The sequence below is a fragment of the Cupriavidus sp. PB-02 genome (genome assembly GCF_058252315.1).
Genome location: NZ_CM177695.1, coordinates 2,312,860 through 2,329,226, shown reverse-complemented (window position 1 = coordinate 2,329,226; position 16,367 = coordinate 2,312,860). Strand labels below are relative to the sequence as shown.

17 protein-coding genes and 2 pseudogenes are annotated in these 16,367 nt (G+C 65.5%); 11 read left to right on the top strand and 8 right to left on the bottom strand.

Annotation, left to right across the window (positions count from 1 at the left end; all coding sequences use genetic code 11):
- Positions 1-4: 4 nt before the first annotated feature.
- Entirely contained in the window at positions 5-1,033 is a 1,029-nt protein-coding gene (gene adhP, locus AC10V3_RS31360) for an alcohol dehydrogenase AdhP (RefSeq protein ID WP_022539280.1), read from the bottom strand.
- Between the two features lie 96 nt (positions 1,034-1,129).
- Positions 1,130-2,650, bottom strand: a complete 1,521-nt coding sequence (gene adh, locus AC10V3_RS31355) for an aldehyde dehydrogenase (RefSeq protein WP_022539279.1) — start codon at positions 2,648-2,650, stop codon at positions 1,130-1,132.
- Positions 2,651-2,988: 338 nt separating this feature from the next.
- Between adh and AC10V3_RS31350 the strand changes: the two are divergent.
- The 5 genes and pseudogenes from AC10V3_RS31350 to AC10V3_RS31330 form a co-directional block, all read left to right on the top strand.
- Positions 2,989-3,522: pseudogene (locus AC10V3_RS31350) on the top strand (aldehyde dehydrogenase family protein); the annotation flags it as partial.
- 2 nt (positions 3,523-3,524) lie between these two features.
- A pseudogene (locus tag AC10V3_RS31345) lies at positions 3,525-3,680 on the top strand (DeoR/GlpR family DNA-binding transcription regulator); the annotation flags it as partial.
- A 407-nt stretch (positions 3,681-4,087) separates the two neighbouring features.
- Complete coding sequence (gene gdhA, locus AC10V3_RS31340) at positions 4,088-5,431, top strand: NADP-specific glutamate dehydrogenase (RefSeq protein WP_022539276.1); 1,344 nt, start codon at positions 4,088-4,090, stop codon at positions 5,429-5,431.
- Positions 5,432-5,623: 192 nt separating this feature from the next.
- Positions 5,624-5,806, top strand: a complete 183-nt coding sequence (locus tag AC10V3_RS31335) for an EamA family transporter (protein ID WP_374063731.1) — start codon at positions 5,624-5,626, stop codon at positions 5,804-5,806.
- An 82-nt stretch (positions 5,807-5,888) separates the two neighbouring features.
- Positions 5,889-6,800 (top strand): SDR family oxidoreductase, encoded by a 912-nt coding sequence (locus AC10V3_RS31330; protein ID WP_022539274.1) that lies wholly within the window; start codon positions 5,889-5,891, stop codon positions 6,798-6,800.
- A 57-nt stretch (positions 6,801-6,857) separates the two neighbouring features.
- On the opposite strand, the gene AC10V3_RS31325 is transcribed toward AC10V3_RS31330, so the two are convergent.
- Positions 6,858-7,289: a phasin family protein gene (locus AC10V3_RS31325; protein ID WP_022539273.1), complete on the bottom strand. Its 432-nt coding sequence runs from the start codon at positions 7,287-7,289 to the stop codon at positions 6,858-6,860.
- A gap of 291 nt (positions 7,290-7,580) precedes the next feature.
- Between AC10V3_RS31325 and AC10V3_RS31320 the strand changes: the two genes are divergently transcribed.
- The gene (locus tag AC10V3_RS31320; protein WP_022539272.1) at positions 7,581-9,122 is read left to right on the top strand and encodes a methyl-accepting chemotaxis protein; all 1,542 of its coding nucleotides are present in this window, start codon (positions 7,581-7,583) and stop codon (positions 9,120-9,122) included.
- Positions 9,123-9,529: 407 nt separating this feature from the next.
- The gene (locus tag AC10V3_RS31315; RefSeq protein WP_022539271.1) at positions 9,530-11,767 is read left to right on the top strand and encodes an NADP-dependent isocitrate dehydrogenase; all 2,238 of its coding nucleotides are present in this window, start codon (positions 9,530-9,532) and stop codon (positions 11,765-11,767) included.
- A 108-nt stretch (positions 11,768-11,875) separates the two neighbouring features.
- Here the strand turns inward: AC10V3_RS31315 and AC10V3_RS31310 are convergent, their stop codons facing one another.
- The gene (locus tag AC10V3_RS31310; RefSeq protein WP_022539270.1) at positions 11,876-12,118 is read right to left on the bottom strand and encodes a hypothetical protein; all 243 of its coding nucleotides are present in this window, start codon (positions 12,116-12,118) and stop codon (positions 11,876-11,878) included.
- Positions 12,119-12,445: 327 nt separating this feature from the next.
- Here AC10V3_RS31310 and AC10V3_RS31305 point away from each other — a divergent pair, with 327 nt between their 5' ends.
- From AC10V3_RS31305 to AC10V3_RS31290, 4 genes are all read left to right on the top strand, one after another.
- Positions 12,446-12,649: a cold-shock protein gene (locus AC10V3_RS31305; RefSeq protein WP_020202065.1), complete on the top strand. Its 204-nt coding sequence runs from the start codon at positions 12,446-12,448 to the stop codon at positions 12,647-12,649.
- A 184-nt stretch (positions 12,650-12,833) separates the two neighbouring features.
- The gene (locus AC10V3_RS31300; RefSeq protein ID WP_022539269.1) at positions 12,834-13,136 is read left to right on the top strand and encodes a hypothetical protein; all 303 of its coding nucleotides are present in this window, start codon (positions 12,834-12,836) and stop codon (positions 13,134-13,136) included.
- 105 nt (positions 13,137-13,241) lie between these two features.
- On the top strand, positions 13,242-13,568 hold the full coding sequence (locus AC10V3_RS31295) for a hypothetical protein (RefSeq protein ID WP_022539268.1): 327 nt from the start codon (positions 13,242-13,244) through the stop codon (positions 13,566-13,568).
- Positions 13,569-13,633: 65 nt separating this feature from the next.
- A complete protein-coding gene (locus AC10V3_RS31290; RefSeq protein ID WP_022539267.1) occupies positions 13,634-14,008 on the top strand; it encodes a hypothetical protein in 375 nt (124 codons plus the stop codon).
- 49 nt (positions 14,009-14,057) lie between these two features.
- Here AC10V3_RS31290 and AC10V3_RS31285 read toward each other — a convergent pair whose 3' ends face one another.
- The 4 genes from AC10V3_RS31285 to AC10V3_RS31270 form a co-directional block, all read right to left on the bottom strand.
- Entirely contained in the window at positions 14,058-14,312 is a 255-nt protein-coding gene (locus AC10V3_RS31285; protein ID WP_022539266.1) for a hypothetical protein, read from the bottom strand.
- 80 nt (positions 14,313-14,392) lie between these two features.
- A complete protein-coding gene (infA, locus tag AC10V3_RS31280; protein ID WP_008646230.1) occupies positions 14,393-14,614 on the bottom strand; it encodes a translation initiation factor IF-1 in 222 nt (73 codons plus the stop codon).
- 71 nt (positions 14,615-14,685) lie between these two features.
- Complete coding sequence (locus tag AC10V3_RS31275; protein WP_022539265.1) at positions 14,686-14,940, bottom strand: hypothetical protein; 255 nt, start codon at positions 14,938-14,940, stop codon at positions 14,686-14,688.
- A 444-nt stretch (positions 14,941-15,384) separates the two neighbouring features.
- Positions 15,385-16,293: a LysR family transcriptional regulator gene (locus tag AC10V3_RS31270; protein WP_374063695.1), complete on the bottom strand. Its 909-nt coding sequence runs from the start codon at positions 16,291-16,293 to the stop codon at positions 15,385-15,387.
- Positions 16,294-16,367 lie beyond the last annotated feature (74 nt).

Sequence of the window (16,367 nt, the reverse complement as noted above, 5' to 3'; positions counted from 1 at the left end):
CCGCTCACGCGGCCAGGTCCAGCACCACGCGCCCTTCGATCTTGCCCTCGCGCAGTCGCCCGAGCACATCGTTGATATCGTCGAGTTTCGCGGTCGACACCGTGGCCTTGACGTCGCCATGCGCGGCAAAGTCCAGCGACTCCTGCAGATCGCTGCGCGTGCCGACGATGGAGCCGCGGATGGTGATGCCCTTGAGCACCACGTCGAAGATCGGCGTGGCGAACTCGCCCGGCGGCAGGCCGTTGAGCGCGATCGTGCCGCCGCGGCGCACCATGCCGATGGCCTGCGAGAACGCGATCGGCGACACCGCGGTCACCAGCACGCCATGTGCGCCGCCGATCTCTTTCTGCAGCCACGCGGCAGGATCGGTAGTGCGCGCGTTGACGGTCGCCTCCGCGCCGAGCCGGCTTGCGAGTGCGAGCTTCTCGTCATCGATGTCCACCGCGGCCACGCGCAGCCCCATCGCCCGCGCATACTGCACAGCCACGTGGCCCAGGCCGCCGATGCCGGAGATCACCACCCACTGGCCCGGCCGCGTATCGGTGACCTTCAGGCCCTTGTAGACCGTGACGCCCGCGCACAGGATCGGCGCGATCTCGACAAAGCCGATCTTGTCGGGCAGCAGGCCCACGTAGTTGGGATCGGCAACGACATATTCACCGTAGCCGCCGTTGACGGAATAACCGGTGTTCTGCTGCTTCTCGCACAGCGTCTCCCAGCCCTGCAGGCAGTGCTCGCAATAGCCGCAGGCACTGTACAGCCAGGGCACGCCGACGCGGTCGCCTTCCTTCACGCGGGTGACGCCGCTGCCGACGGCAGAGACAAAGCCCACGCCTTCATGGCCGGGGATAAAGGGCAGCGTGGGTTTGACCGGCCAGTCGCCGTCGGCGGCGTGCAGGTCGGTGTGGCAGACACCGGAGGCCTCAATCTTCACCTGGATCTGGCCGGGACCGGGTTGCGGAACAGGAACTTCATCGATCGTCAGCGGCGCGCCGAACTCTCGCACCACTGCAGCTTTCATCATGGCAGGCATCTCGACTCCTTGAATGACTCCCTGATCGGGTTGGCCCCGCGCCCGCGGGGCTCAATCCGATCATGGCACGCACATGGCAGCGTGCCTTGCGCATCGTCAGAAAAATCCGAGAGCGTTGGGGCTGTAGCTCACCAGCAGGTTCTTGGTTTGCTGGTAGTGATCGAGCATCATGCGATGGTTCTCACGGCCGATGCCGGACTGCTTGTATCCCCCGAACGCCGCATGCGCCGGATAGGCATGGTAGCAGTTGGTCCACACGCGGCCAGCCTGGATGCCGCGCCCCATGCGGAATGCGCGCGCGCCGTCACGCGTCCACACGCCTGCGCCCAGGCCGTAGAGCGTGTCGTTGGCGATCGCCAGGGCTTCTTCCTCGTCCTTGAAGGTCGTCACCGAGACCACCGGCCCGAAGATCTCTTCCTGGAAGATGCGCATCTTGTTGTGGCCGGCGAATACCGTCGGCTTCACGTAGTAGCCGCCGGCGAGGTCGCCGTCCAGCGCATTGCGCTCGCCGCCTGTCAGGCACTGCGCGCCTTCCTTGCGTCCCAGGTCGATGTACGACAGGATCTTCTCGAGTTGTTCGGCCGATGCCTGCGCGCCGATCATGGTGCCCTTGTCGAGCGGATGCCCCTGGCGGATCGCCGCCACGCGCTTGAGCGCGCGCTCCATGAAGCGGTCGTAGATCGATTCCTGGATCAGCGCGCGCGACGGGCAGGTGCAGACCTCGCCCTGGTTCAGCGCGAACATGGCGAAGCCTTCCAGCGCCTTGTCGAAGAAGGCGTCGTCGGCGGCCAGCACGTCCTCGAAGAAGATGTTCGGCGACTTGCCGCCCAGTTCCAGCGTCACCGGGATCAGGTTCTGCGAGGCGTATTGCATGATCAGGCGCCCGGTGGTGGTCTCGCCGGTGAAGGCCACCTTGCTGATGCGCGGGCTCGATGCCAGCGGCTTGCCGGCTTCCAGCCCGAAGCCGTTGATCACGTTGACCACGCCCGGCGGCAGCAGGTCGCCGATCAGTTCCATCAGCACCAGGATCGAGGCGGGGGTCTGCTCGGCGGGCTTGAGCACCACGCAGTTGCCGGCCGCCAGCGCCGGGGCCAGCTTCCACGTGGCCATCAGCAGCGGGAAGTTCCACGGGATGATCTGGCCGACCACGCCCAGCGGCTCATGGAAGTGGTAGGCCACGGTGTCGGCATCGATCTCGGAGATGCCGCCTTCCTGCGAGCGGATGCAGCTGGCAAAGTAGCGGAAGTGGTCGACCGCCAGCGGCAGGTCGGCGGCGCAGGTCTCGCGCACCGGCTTGCCGTTGTCGATGGTCTCGGCCACGGCCAGCAGCGTCAGGTTGGCCTCGATGCGGTCGGCGATGCGGTTCAGGATATTGGCGCGCTCGGTGGTGGAGGTGCGCGCCCAGGCGGCCTTGGCGGCGTGCGCGGCGTCCAGCGCGGCATCGACATCCTGCTGGTTGGAGCGCGGCACGCGCGTGAACGGCTTGCCTGTGATCGGCGTGATCGACTCAAAGTACTCGCCACCGGCGGGCGGCACCCAGGCGCCGCCGATGAAGTTCTCGTACTGTTGCTTGTAGGGGTTGCTGACGCCCAGCTGGGCGATTTCCGCCATATTCATGTCTCGCTCCGTTCGTTGATCTGTGTGGTGTCGTCACGGCCTCGCGCCGTGCGCACGGCAGGCAGATCGCAAGAGGTGTGCCGGAGCGGAAACCGGCGTAAAACTGGCGGAAAAGCCGGGGAAAACGCCGTGGCGGGTGCCTGCGCCCGCGCCGGATGTGTCACGCGGTAGCAGCGGTGTGCCAGCGCGTGACAGCAGGTGTTCCAGAATGGAACAGTTGCTCGTCAGGCCTTGGGCCGGGACGCGAGGGCGGCCGCTACCACGTCGACGTGGCCGACGAGCCGCTGCCCGTGCGCGTGCACCTGCGCGCGCCGTACGACCCGGCATCGTGCGCCGCCATCCTGAACCGCGCCGCGGCGCTGCTGCGCGAGCGCTCCGAGGAAGCTTCGGACCTGATCACGCTCGAGTCCGGCCTGTCCAGGAAGGACTCGCTTTACGAGATCGGCCGCGTCGCCGACGTGCTGGGCTTTGCCGCGACCGAGGCGCTGCGCGACGACGGCCAGATGTTCTCGTGCGACCTGATGCCGCACGGCAAGAAGCGCAGCGTGATGACGCAGCGCGAGCCGCTGCCGGGCGTGATCTGTGCCATCACGCCGTTCAACCACCCGATGAACCAGGTCGCGCACAAGGTCGCGCCGTCGATCGCCACCAACAAGCGCATGGTGCTCAAGCCCTCGGAGAAGGTGCCGCTGTCGGCGTACTACCTGGCCGACCTGCTGTACGAGGCCGGCCTGCCGCCGCAGATGTTCCAGGTGGTCACCGGCGACCCGCGCGAGATTGCCGACGAGCGGATCACGCACCCGTCGGTGGACCTGGTGACCTTCACCGGCGGCGTGGCGATCGGCAAGTACATCGCTAGCAAGGCGGAATACAGTTGTCCCGCTACCACACCGATTTCGCCTTTATCGGCATCGGCGGCGTCACGCCGCGCGGCGAGATCTGCGACTTCTCGCGCGCCGCGGCCGAACTGCGCAGCCGCATGCTGCTGGCCTCCGACGTGCCCTGCGTGGTGGCCGACCATACCAAGTTCGGGCGCAATACAGGTGTGACCATCAAGCATTTCGACCAGGCTGCCTGGCTGATCACGGACATGGCGCCGGAGCCGGAGCTGGGAGCGGCGCTGAAGGAATGCGGTACTAAGCTGCTGATTGCCTGAATTGCCACGGCGCGTTGGGCTGTCCGCTGATCGCACGGAAATCCCCAACGTCTGCACCAGAATGCGGCTTTCTCGCCGCTGTCACAGGTGTTTTGACTGTCACATGCCCCATGCTGGTGCTACAGTTTCATGTTGTCCGACAGGCACGGTGCGCCGTGAATGTATGGACAACCGGAGGCCACCCACCTTCCATCGGCGCAACGCCAAACGGCACAAGAGACCGGCATCGACCGGCAAGGCGGCCGGATCCAGCCACAGTACCCAGCACAGCAGAGACAACCGTGAGTTCTCCCTCCCTTGACGCATTCCTGGCGGGGGTTGCCCGCCGCGACCCCAATCAACCTGAATTCCTCCAGGCCGTGAAGGAAGTGATGATGACGCTCTGGCCGTTCGTCGAGCGCAATCCGCGCTATGCCGACCAGGCCCTGCTCGAGCGGCTGGTGGAGCCCGAGCGCGTGATCCAGTTCCGCGTGTCCTGGACCGACGACCAGAACCGCGTGCAGGTCAACCGCGCCTTCCGCGTGCAGCACAGCTCCGCAATCGGCCCGTTCAAGGGCGGCATGCGCTTCCACCCGACGGTGAACCTGTCGGTGCTGAAGTTCCTGGGCTTCGAGCAGACCTTCAAGAACGCGCTGACCACGCTGCCGATGGGCGGTGGCAAGGGCGGCTCCGACTTCGATCCCAAGGGCAAGTCCGACGGCGAGGTGATGCGCTTCTGCCAGGCGCTGGTGACCGAGCTGTACCGCCACCTGGGCCCGGACACCGATATCCCGGCCGGCGATATCGGCGTGGGCGCGCGTGAAGTCGGCTTCATGGCCGGCATGATGAAGAAGCTGTCCAACCAGTCTGCCTGCGTCTTCACCGGCAAGGGCCTGGCCTATGGCGGCAGCCTGATGCGCCCGGAAGCCACCGGCTACGGCACGGTCTACTTCGCCCAGGAAATGCTGCACAAGCGCGGCCGTGCCTTTGACGGCCTGCGCGTGCTGATCTCCGGCTCGGGCAACGTGGCGCAGTACGCGGCCGAGAAGGCGATCGAACTGGGCGCGACGGTGCTGACACTGTCCGACTCGGGCGGCGTACTGCACTACCCGGAGGGCATGACCAGCGAGCAACTGGCAGAAGTGATGGCCTTCAAGAACGAAGAGCGCGGCCGCCTGTCGGACTTCGCTGCCCGCCACGGCATGACCTTCCAAGCCGGCCGTACCCCGTGGCACGTGCCGGCGGACGTGGCGCTGCCGTGCGCGACGCAGAACGAGGTGGACGGCAATGACGCCGAAACGCTGCTCGGCAATGGCGTGATCTGCGTGGCGGAGGGCGCCAACATGCCGTCGACGCTGGAAGCGGTGGACCGATTTGTCGATGCGAAGATCCTCTATGCACCGGGCAAGGCCAGCAACGCCGGCGGCGTTGCTACGTCCGGCCTGGAGATGTCGCAGAACGCGATGCGCCTGTCCTGGCACCACGCCGAGGTCGACGAGAAGCTGCACGCGATCATGAAGGACATCCACCAGAACTGCATCCACCACGGGCAGAAGGCGGATGGCTACATCAACTATGTCGAAGGCGCGAATATCGCGGGCTTCGTCAAGGTGGCGGACGCGATGCTGGCGCAGGGCGTGATCTGAGCCAAACGGCCGGCGCAACGCCGGCCGGTGCAATACCGACGGCGTAGCGCGATCGGTCGGGGCTGAGTTCGCGCCGGCGGCGTCATCCGGCAAGGCCTGAACCTTTCAGGATCTTGCTGTCAATGTGCGGCAGGCTAACGGCGAGGACAGGGGTCGCAGCGATGGCCATTCCTGTGAATTCGCGCCTTGTGGGTGTGCTACTTCCGCGCGCTGCAGATCGGTGACGCGTCGAAGGTGGCGCCGGTCGACACGTTCAGCCCGGTGCTGGTGGCGGTGTTCGCGGTTCTGTTCCTGGGCGAGCGGCCCGCGCCACGCGAGTGGCTGGGCATCGCGCTGGTGGCGGCCTGGGTGATCGTGCTGAGCCTGCGGCGGTAGCGCCGCGGCGCTGGCGCAAGGCATGGCGCACCGCCCCGGAACTTGCCACAATAGCCGTCCATCCACCCGGAAGGAGCGCGGCATGGACAAGCCACTGGCAGGCAAGGTTGCGCTGGTTGCCGGCGCCACCCGCGGGGCGGGACGCGGCATTGCCGTTGCGCTAGGCGAAGGCGGGGCGGCGGTCTACGTGACGGGGCGTACCACGCGTGCCGCGCGTTCTGAGATGAACCGGCCGGAGACAATCGAGGAAACCGCGGAAATGGTCGATGACGCCGGCGGGCGCGGCATCGCCGTGCGGGTCGATCACCTGGTGCCGGCCGAGGTGCAGGCACTGGTCGAACGCATCCGGCGCGAGCAGGGGCGGCTCGATATCCTGGTCAACGATATCTGGGGCGCGACCAGGATGGAGTGGAACAAGACCGTGTGGGAGTCCGACCTGGACTATGGGCTGCGCACGCTGCGGCTCGGCGTGGATACCCACGTTATCACCAGCCACTGCGCGCTGCCGCTGCTGATCGAAACGCGCGGCGGGCTGGTGGTCGAAGTCACCGACGGCACCGCCGAATACAACGCGCACAACTACCGCGTGTCCTTCTTCTACGACCTGGCCAAGGCGGCGGTGGGCCGCATGGCGTTTGCCCTGGCGCATGAGCTCGCGCCGCACGGTGGCACGGCGGTGAGCCTGAGCCCGGGCTGGCTGCGCTCGGAGGCGATGCTCGACGCCTATCGCGTGACCGAAGCCAACTGGCGCGACGCCACCCGGATCCAGCCACACTTCGCAATCTCGGAAAGCCCGCTATTCGTCGGCCGCGCCGTGGCCGCGCTGGCGCAAGACCCGGACGTGGCGCGCTGGAATGGCCAGTCGCTGTCCAGCGGACAACTGGCGCGCGTGTATGGTTTTACCGATGCCGACGGCAGCCAGCCGGATGCCTGGCGCTATGTGCCGGAAGTGCAGGACGCGGGCAAGCCTGCCGACACCACCGGCTATCGCTGAACGACCGCCGGTGGGCCGTTCAGCGTCAGCCGTCTCCCGCGTCAGCGGTTGCGATCGTTAGCCTTTCGATTTGGGCGGCTGGAACAGCGCGCCCGCCTCCTTCACGTTCTGCTCAGCGCGCTTGCCGATCACGGTGAGCGCTTCGGCCTGTGCCTTCTGCGCCGTCTCGGCCAGCTCGCGCATGTTCTCGAACGCCTGGTGCAGCGTCTGCTGCACCAGTTCGCTGTGCTTGGCCATGGCCTCGGCCGGGTTGCCGGCCGTGGTGTATTGCTGCGCCGCGGCCTGCAGCTGCTGCATGGTCTTGGTAAAGATCTCCTGCTGCTTCTGCATCACCGCCTGGATGCCCTCGTAGGCCAGCTTGTTGGCCTCGGTCAGGGCCTCGATGTCCTTGCGGCGTGCTTCGATCACGGCGCTCATGTCCACGCCTGGCAGGCGGAACTGTTCCATCATCTTGGTGAAATCTGCAAAAGGATTGGGGGGCGTGGCCATGCTGGATCTCCTCGGGTGGAAAGGCGGACAGGGTGGCAGGGCGGGGCGCCGCGAAGCGTTGCGCCACCTGGCCTGGGCCGGTTTCACTCCACTATAACCGGTATCCGCACACTTCTAGCCGTCAATCGAGGAAGACCCTAAAGTTTCGCTGCCCCACGCCGTTGGCATCCATAGCCCGCACGTGCGTAGCCGACCCGGCCCGCCAGCGGACGATGAGAGCGAAGAATGCCGCGCCGAGCGATGGTCCCGGGCCGGCACCTCGCCGTAAACAGTCCTAATCAGGTAGAAAAAATGAAGAATCTAGGCATCGGGGTCCGCCTCGGCATCGGCTTTGGGGTGGTATTGCTGCTTTCGGCGCTCATGACGGTATTCGGCATGATGCGCCTGCAACAGGTGGCTGAACGCACCCACGCGATGATGCAGCAGCCGCTGACCAAGGAGCGGCTGGTCAGCGACTGGTACCGGCTCATGCACACCAGCGTGCGCCGCACCACGGCGGTGGCGCGCAGCGCCGACCCGTCGCTGGGCGCATTCTTCGCCGCCGAGACCAAGGCGTCGATCGAAGGCATTGCCGCGCTGCGCGACAAGATAAAGCTGCTGCTCAGCTCGGAAGAAGAGAAGGCCGCGTTCCAGAAGATCTTCAGCGTGCGCGACCCGTACAACAACGGCCGCGACAAGATCACCAGGCTCAAGCAGGAAGGCCTGACCGAAGAGGCCAACCAGGTGCTGGAGAACGAGTTCGTGCCCGCGGGCGACGCCTACCTGGCCGAGATCCAGAAGCTGCTCGACATCCAGCGCGCCAGCATCGACGCCACCGCGCGCGAGATCAACGGCATCTACGTCAACTCGCGCAACAGCCTGATCGGGGTTGGCGCGGTGGTGCTGGCCATCGGCATCGCATTTTCGGTCTGGCTGACCATCGGCATCACGCGCCCGCTGCATCGCGCGGTGGCCGTGGCGCGCACCGTGGCATCGGGCGACCTGACCAGCCGCATCGATGTGGATAGCCGCGACGAGACCGGCCAGTTGCTGCAGGCGCTGGCGGACATGAACGCCAATATCCTGCGCATCGTGCGCCAGGTGCGCGCCGGCACCGAGTCGATCGTCTCCGGCACCAGCCAGATCGCGGCCGGCAACACCGACCTGTCGCAGCGCACGGAGGAACAGGCCTCGTCGCTGCAGCAGACCGCGGCCAGCATGGAAGAGCTGACCAGCATCGTGCGCCAGAACGCGGACAACGCGCGCCAGGCCAGCACGCTGGCGGTCAATGCCTCCGACATCGCCGAGAAGGGCGGCGAGGTCGCGGGCAAGGTGGCCGACACCATGGAAGAGATCAACGGCGCGTCGAAGAAGGTGGTCGACATCATTGCCGTGATCGAGGGCATTGCCTTCCAGACCAATATCCTGGCACTGAACGCCGCGGTGGAAGCCGCGCGTGCCGGCGAGCAGGGGCGTGGTTTTGCCGTGGTGGCGGGCGAGGTGCGGAGCCTGGCGCAGCGCAGCGCTACTGCCGCGAAGGAGATCAAGGCGCTGATCGGGGATTCGGTGGATCGCGTCGAGAAGGGCTCCATGCTGGTGACGCAGTCGGGGCAGACCATGGAAGAGATCGTCGCTGCGGTCAAGCGAGTGACCGACATCATGGGCGAAATCAGCGCGGCGTCGGCGGAGCAGAGTGCCGGGATCGAGCAAGTCAATCAGGCCGTCACGCAGATGGACACCGCCACGCAGCAGAACGCCGCGTTGGTGGAAGAGGCCGCCGCGGCGGCCGGCTCGCTGGAGGAGCAGGCGCAGCGTCTGAAGGAAGCGGTGTCGACGTTCAGGCTGGCCGCCTGAGGCCGAGAGGGCGGTGGCGCATCAGCGCCGCCTTGTTTCTCCCCTCAGCTATGTCTATGTATTGGCGAGGGGCGGGGGCCAGGCTCCCCCGAAGGCCACGGGGACCAGCGGCAAATGTCGAGACATTGTGTCTCCTTGGCGTTGAAGTTTGACAAGTCTGTGATCTGTGGGGCGCACGCGCCATGCCGGGGCGCGATAACGCGTCCCCGAAGGCACCGTAGCGGTGCAATTAGCGAACGACCGTGCCAGTACGCGAACAGCCGGCCGATTTTCTGAACGATTGCCGCGCAAAATCCAGTGGTTTTCCGTCTCGCGAAAGGAAACTGAGGCAAAATTCTATTTTTGCTGCCCCGCTGTGACCCAGCAGGCGGATGTCCCACCACCCGTTCGAGGATCTGAGAGAAGCAATGAGTATCCAGCAACCCACCATCATCTACACGCTGACCGACGAAGCTCCGCTGCTGGCGACCAGTGCGTTCCTCCCGATCATCCAGACGTTTACCAAGCCCGCCGGCATCAACGTCACCACCAGCGACATCTCGGTGGCTGGCCGTATCCTGGGCGAGTTTTCCGAATTCCTGACCGAAGAACAGCGCGTGCCGGACAACCTGGCCGAGCTGGGCAAGCTGACGCAGTCGCCGGACACCAACATCATCAAGCTGCCGAACATCAGCGCCTCGGTGCACCAGCTGGTCAGCGCCATCCGCGAACTGCAAGGCAAGGGCTACAAGGTGCCGGACTATCCGGAAGACCCGAAGACCGACGAAGAGAAGGCCATCCAGAAGCGCTATTCCAAGTGCCTGGGCAGCGCCGTGAACCCGGTCCTGCGCGAAGGCAACTCCGACCGCCGCGCCCCCGCCGCGGTCAAGAACTACGCGCGCAAGCACCCGCACAGCATGGGCGAGTGGAGCATGGCCTCGCGCACGCACGTGGCCCACATGAAGCACGGCGACTTCTACCACGGCGAAAAGTCCATGACCCTGGACAAGGCCCGCGACGTCAAGATGGAGCTGGTCACCAGGAGCGGCAAGACCATCGTGCTCAAGCCCAAGGTTTCGCTGCAGGACGGCGAGATCATCGACAGCATGTTCATGAGCAAGAAGGCCCTGTGCGCCTTCTATGAGGAGCAGTTCGAAGACGCGCGCCAGACCGGCGTGATGCTGTCGCTGCACGTCAAGGCGACCATGATGAAGGTGTCGCACCCGATCGTGTTCGGTCACGCCGTCAAGATCTTCTACAAGGAAGCCTTCGCCAAGCACGGCGCGCTGTTCGACGAACTGGGCGTGAACGTCAACAACGGCCTGGTCAACCTGTACGAGAAGATTGAGTCGCTGCCCAGCTCCAAGCGCGAAGAGATCATCCGCGACCTGCACGCCTGCCACGAGCATCGCCCGGAACTGGCGATGGTGGATTCGGCCAAGGGCATTTCGAACCTGCACGCGCCCAACGACGTGATCGTCGATGCCTCGATGCCGGCCATGATCCGCATCGGCGGCAAGATGTGGGGCGCCGACGGCCGTCCGAAGGACACCAAGGCCGTGATCCCGGAAAGCACCTTCGCCCGCATCTATCAAGAGATCATCAACTTCTGCAAGACCAACGGCAACTTCGACCCGACCACCATGGGCACGGTGCCGAACGTCGGCCTGATGGCGCAGAAGGCCGAAGAGTACGGTTCGCACGACAAGACCTTCGAGATCACCGAAGACGGCGTCGCCAACATCGTCGACCTGGCCACCGGTGAAGTGCTGCTGACGCAGAATGTCGAACAGGGCGACATCTGGCGCATGTGCCAGGTCAAGGACGCGCCGATCCGCGACTGGGTCAAGCTGGCCGTCACGCGCGCGCGCAACTCGGGCATGCCGGCCGTGTTCTGGCTGGACCCGTACCGTCCGCACGAGGCCGAGCTGATCAAGAAGGTCGAGGCCTACCTGAAGGACTACGACACCAACGGCCTGGATATCCAGATCATGTCGCAGGTGCGCGCCATGCGCTACACGCTGGAGCGCGTGATCCGCGGCCTGGACACCATCTCGGTGACCGGCAACATCCTGCGCGACTACCTGACCGACCTGTTCCCGATCATGGAACTGGGCACCAGCGCCAAGATGCTGTCGATCGTGCCGCTGATGGCTGGTGGCGGCATGTATGAAACCGGCGCCGGCGGTTCGGCTCCGAAACACGTCAAGCAGCTGGTGGAAGAAAACCACCTGCGCTGGGATTCGCTGGGTGAGTTTCTGGCGCTGGCGGTGTCGCTGGAAGACGTTGGCATCAAGACCGGCAATGCCAAGGCCAAGATCCTGGCCAAGACGCTGGATGCTGCCACCGGCAAGCTGCTGGACAACAACAAGAGCCCGTCGCCCAAGACCGGCCAGCTGGACAACCGCGGCAGCCAGTTCTACCTGGCGATGTACTGGGCACAGGAACTGGCCGCCCAGTCGGATGACGCGGAACTGGCTGCCAAGTTTGCGCCGCTGGCCAAGACGCTGACCGACAACGAGCAGAAGATCGTCGGTGAGCTGGCCGCCGTGCAGGGCCAGCCGGTGGACATCGGTGGCTACTACCAGCCGGACGCCGCCAAGCTCAGCGCCGCAATGCGTCCGAGCCAGACGCTGAACGCCGCACTGCAGACCGTGGCAGCCTGATTGGTCCGGCCCGCGTCGCGGGCTGGCTGATCACGACCCCGGGCCCATGCCTGAGCCATGCCATGCTGGTTGATCCGGCAGGCAGGCGATGGTGGGGCCCGGGGTTTTTTATTGCGGTGCCGACGGCGGTGGTTCAGCTTCGCCAACTACCTGCCAGCCCTGTTCGGGGCCCGTCTTCTGGTCGCGATAGGTCCATAGCGTGCCGCAGTCCTGGCACACGAAGGTGCTGATGGTGACCGCGGCCTTGCCCGGCGGCTTGATGCGCTGGGTATCGGTGATGCGCAAGGCAGCGTGCCCGGGGGCGCCGCGCAGGTGAAGTTCGATGGCCTGGCAGGCAGTGCAGAGTGTCATCCGTGTCTGGTCCGTGTGATGGGCCACTGTAGCACGCGCGCGCATGCCGCACGCCCTGCAAGCCGGATGTGCGGCGCGCGTCGGCACCGGTGCGCTGGTGGGACCCGCAACCCGCACATTCCGCATTGATTTTTGGCCAATCGGGCCAAGTTCGTTGACATCAGGGTGGGGCACCTGTATAAGGTTGGGTGCAGGATCTTTCAAGCAGCAACCTAGAAGTCCAGGTGCTTGCCCACACGGCGCCACTTATTCTCCTTGTGTCTTCCTTGATCGTCATGCCTTGCCGGCGCTTTTGCCAGGTGAGAAAAAATTATTGAGGAATCCAACATGGAAACCGGTACCGTAAAGTGGTTTAACGATTCGAAGGGTTTTGGCTTCATTACCCCTGACGCAGGTGGCAACGACCTGTTCGCGCACTTCTCCGAAATTCAAGGCAGCGGCTTCAAGTCGCTGCAAGAAGGCCAGAAGGTTCGCTACGTCGCCGGCGTCGGCCAGAAGGGCCCGGCCGCGACCAAGATCGAGCCGATCTGAGTCTTACCGCCTGAACTGAGCGCCACGGCGCCAGTGCGATGAGAAAAAGCTCCGCTTAGGCGGAGCTTTTTTCTTTCTGTTCCCGCCATTTGCCGCCATTTCCCGCGATAGTGAAATAAAGCCACTGCGGGCCCGGCAACAAGCGTAGAGTGGGGGCAACACCACCAAAACGGCGGAGGCTGCCATGGATATCTATCCAGCTGCGACTTACAAGGGATATGACCTTTATCCCCTGGTGTACAAGCATGCCGTCACGCGCGTATGGCCCGAGCCGCGGCCCGACCGCTCGTTCGATGCCGCGGTGGTGATCTGCCTGGAGGGCGAATCGCCCGAAGGCGGGCAGGCGCGCACGTTCCGCCTGGAGGCCGCGCCCTGGGACAACGTCGGTGGAGCGCGCCGCGGTGCGCTGCGCTATGCCGAAGCCATCATCAACGGCACGGTGCCGGGGATGTCGATAGCTTCGCCCGGCATGCCGATGACGTCCTGAGCGTCTGTCACGCCCTGGCGCCCCCTATCTGCGACATTGCGCGACTTTCCGCGCGATTGCAGCAACCTTTTCCACCAACGCGGCACGATGCCGCATGGAGCCGCCGTGAGCGACAGCAGTCCGAGCCGCAGTCCCGGCAACAACCTGCCTGGCAGTACGCCTTTTGCCAGTTACAAGGGTTTCGATCTCTATCCCCTGGTCTACCGCCACCGGCCCGAGCAGGCTTGGCCGCGCACCAGGCCCGACACCAGCTTCCTTGCCTCGATCGTGATCTGCCGCGAAGGCTACCGGCCGGGCAGCGACCATGCGCGCGTGTTCCCGATGGCCGAATCGCGTTGGGAGAATATCGGCTCCGCACGGCGCGGCGCGCTGCGGTTCGGGGAAGACATCATCAACGGACTGGTCGCGGGTGAATCCGTGACGTCGCTCTAGCGCGCCGTACCAAACATGCCGCCTGGCGGCAACCAGCCATCCGTCAGACTGCAAGGAGTCCATTCATGGACATGCGTTCGGGATCATCCGGTTTTCTGTGCACCCTGCCCGGCGAGGGCAAAGGCATCACCTATCACGTTGCGGTGTGCTTTATCGATGCGGAGCGCCCCACCGGGGTATTGTTCACCAGCTTCGTGGGGATAGGGCGGCGTTCGTTCGGCGTGCTGGCCGAGGCGGGAGCATTGCAGGGCCAGCTAGCTGCCAGTGGCGAGGCGCTGTGCCGGCTGGCCATCGGCCAGGTGGTGCGCGACCAGCTGCACGACAAGGCGCGCGAGGGCGACTATGTGCTGGACCTCGCCGCCGAGCCGTGGGACGGCGAGCTGAGGACGGTCGGCGCGGGGCTCAGGACGGCCCGGCCGCATGTGCGCGTGCTTGGCTGAGGCGCAGGCCGCAGCGGCCTCGCCAACCCAAACGCGCTGAACCCAGGGTTCAGATGCCGAAGACCGGGGCGCCGTGGCGCTCCAGCAGCGCTTCGATCAGCGCCATGTCGGTAATTTCAGGCGTGCGTTCTTCCACCGCGCGCGACGGTCCGCAATAGGTGGCCGTCACGTGACGCCTCACGGTCAGCACGCCCGATGCGGGCGGCGCGACGTCTACTGCCTGCCACGGCGCATGCCGGTAGCTGCCTGCCTGCCAGCCTTCCGGCGTCAGGTGCACGGCTTCCCATTCTTCAATGACGGACATGATCGGTTCTCCTTTGCGATGAATCGTTGCGGGACGGCACGCGCCGGCGGGGCGCATGCCATGACGAGAGGACGCGTGAACTACGACTTGTGCCGGTAGTTGATGCGTCCCTTGGTGAGGTCGTACGGCGACATCTCCAGCGTGACACGGTCGCCCGCGAGCACGCGGATGCGGTTTTTCTTCAGGCGCCCGGACGAGTACGCCCACACCTCGAAGCCGTTTTCCAGGATCACGCGAAAACGGTTGTCAGGCAGGACTTCGGATACCTTGCCGCCAAATTCCACCAGTTCTTCTTTTGCCAAGGAGGCTCCTTGCTGTAGCCGCGCCGCCACGGCGCGCGCTGTTGTGAGGCCTTGCAGGCCGATGTATGCGTTTATTGCTGGCGCAGGCGTGCCGCGGCGCTTTCGCCGGCATGCTGCGCGGCCTGCCTGGCGCGCGCCTCGGAGCGGTGCGTGTCGTGGCGCATGGCCACGTTGGCGACGATGCGCTCGGCGCCGTTGCGGTACTCCGCGATCATGTAGGTCGCGAACCAGAGGCCCGGTTCCTGCTGGATGGGATAGACGGAAACGGTGTACGGGCCGTGGCCGTGGTGATGGCCGTGGCTGAGGTTATGGTTGCTTTGCTTCAATGTGATGCCTGTTCATGGGCGCGGCCGCGAGCGGCGCGGTGCATCGGTGCGATGCATGCGGCGCAGGATGGCGACCGTTCGCCGTTGCTGTGGGCCAGCGTCGGGGCCGGCGCGAGGCGCAGGCGGGGAATCTGGCGTGAAGTGGACCATGCCTGCGCAAGCCGATACGCCAGGTACAGGCGCGATCGTTGCGGAGCGGACGTGCCGCCGGTCGGAAAGGGTGATGGGCCAATCGTGAATCGTGTCGTCGATCCGGCCCGTGAAGTATCGGGTGTACTTCCCCGATTTGCCGCGGCTGTATGTCTTGTTGGGGTGTTCCGCGGCTGACGCAACGGTGTCGGGCGTGCTGCCGATCCGTGCGGAGGAAGGCCGATGATACCACGTATGGCGCTTTCCTGCCGGTGTGACGGGCGATGCGCCTGGTAGTGGCGCGCGGTGTGCGGCTCAGTCTTCGCGGATCTGCGCAAAGCGCAGTGTCAGGAAATCGATCAACTCGCGCACCGACGGCAACAGCCCGCGGCGCGACGGGAACACGGCGTGGATCATGCCGCCCTTGACCGACCACGCCGGCAGGATCTTCACCAGCCGGCCGGTACGCAATTCCTCGGTCACCATCATCGTCGGCAGCTGCACGATGCCGGCACCGGCAACGGCGGCCGCGCGCAGCATAATCATGTCGTCCGTGACCAGCCGCGGCTTGTGGTGCAGCTCGAAACTGGCGCTGTCGGGCCCGTGCAGGGCCCAGGCGTGCGCTGCGCGCGGCGGACCCAGGTCCAGCGTGGGCAGCGCATTCAGGTCCGCTGGCGCCACCAGCGGGCCGTGGCCCGCCATCAATGACGGGCTGGCGACGATGCACCAGGCGCGTTCGGCCAGCACGCGCATTACCAGGTCGCTGTCTTCCAGTGGCGGCACGCGTACGCGGATCGCCAGGTCCACGCCTTCGGCGACTACGTCGACGCGGCGGTTGGTGGCCTCCAGGTGCACCGTGACCTTGGGGTTGGCGGCCATGAAGTCCGCGATCATGTCGCCCACGCGCGCATGCAGCAGTGCCACCGGACACGTCATGCGCACCAGCCCGCTGGGTTCTGCGCGCGTGCGCTCGATAGCGCTTTCCGCCGCCTCCGCTTCCACCAGCATCGCCTTGCAGTGCGCGTAGTAGGTCTGGCCAAGCTCGGTCACAGAAAAGCGGCGCGTCGAGCGCTGGATCAGCCGCACGCCCAGCCGCTCCTCCAGCATCGCCACGCGCCGGCTCAGCTTGGACTTGGGGATGCCAAGCACGCGCCCGGCCGGCGCGAAGCCCTGGTAGTCGACCACCTGCGCAAAGTAGTACAGGTCATTGAGGTCCGGATGCAAAGGCAGCTCCTGTCGTCCTGCCAGTAGGACGCTGAGGGCCGATTTTCCGGCCTACCGATGCGTTCTGCCAAGAC

Bases quoted from the DNA above. Each gene is read 5' to 3' on its own strand.
- adhP (WP_022539280.1), bottom strand. From the start codon at position 1,033: ATGCCTGCCATGATGAAAGCTGCAGTGGTGCGAGAGTTCGGCGCGCCG.
- adh (WP_022539279.1), bottom strand. From the start codon at position 2,650: ATGAATATGGCGGAAATCGCCCAGCTGGGCGTCAGCAACCCCTACAAG.
- AC10V3_RS31330 (WP_022539274.1), top strand. From the start codon at position 5,889: ATGGACAAGCCACTGGCAGGCAAGGTTGCGCTGGTTGCCGGCGCCACC.
- AC10V3_RS31325 (WP_022539273.1), bottom strand. From the start codon at position 7,289: ATGGCCACGCCCCCCAATCCTTTTGCAGATTTCACCAAGATGATGGAA.
- AC10V3_RS31320 (WP_022539272.1), top strand. From the start codon at position 7,581: ATGAAGAATCTAGGCATCGGGGTCCGCCTCGGCATCGGCTTTGGGGTG.
- AC10V3_RS31315 (WP_022539271.1), top strand. From the start codon at position 9,530: ATGAGTATCCAGCAACCCACCATCATCTACACGCTGACCGACGAAGCT.
- AC10V3_RS31310 (WP_022539270.1), bottom strand. From the start codon at position 12,118: ATGACACTCTGCACTGCCTGCCAGGCCATCGAACTTCACCTGCGCGGC.
- AC10V3_RS31305 (WP_020202065.1), top strand. From the start codon at position 12,446: ATGGAAACCGGTACCGTAAAGTGGTTTAACGATTCGAAGGGTTTTGGC.
- AC10V3_RS31300 (WP_022539269.1), top strand. From the start codon at position 12,834: ATGGATATCTATCCAGCTGCGACTTACAAGGGATATGACCTTTATCCC.
- AC10V3_RS31290 (WP_022539267.1), top strand. From the start codon at position 13,634: ATGGACATGCGTTCGGGATCATCCGGTTTTCTGTGCACCCTGCCCGGC.
- AC10V3_RS31285 (WP_022539266.1), bottom strand. From the start codon at position 14,312: ATGTCCGTCATTGAAGAATGGGAAGCCGTGCACCTGACGCCGGAAGGC.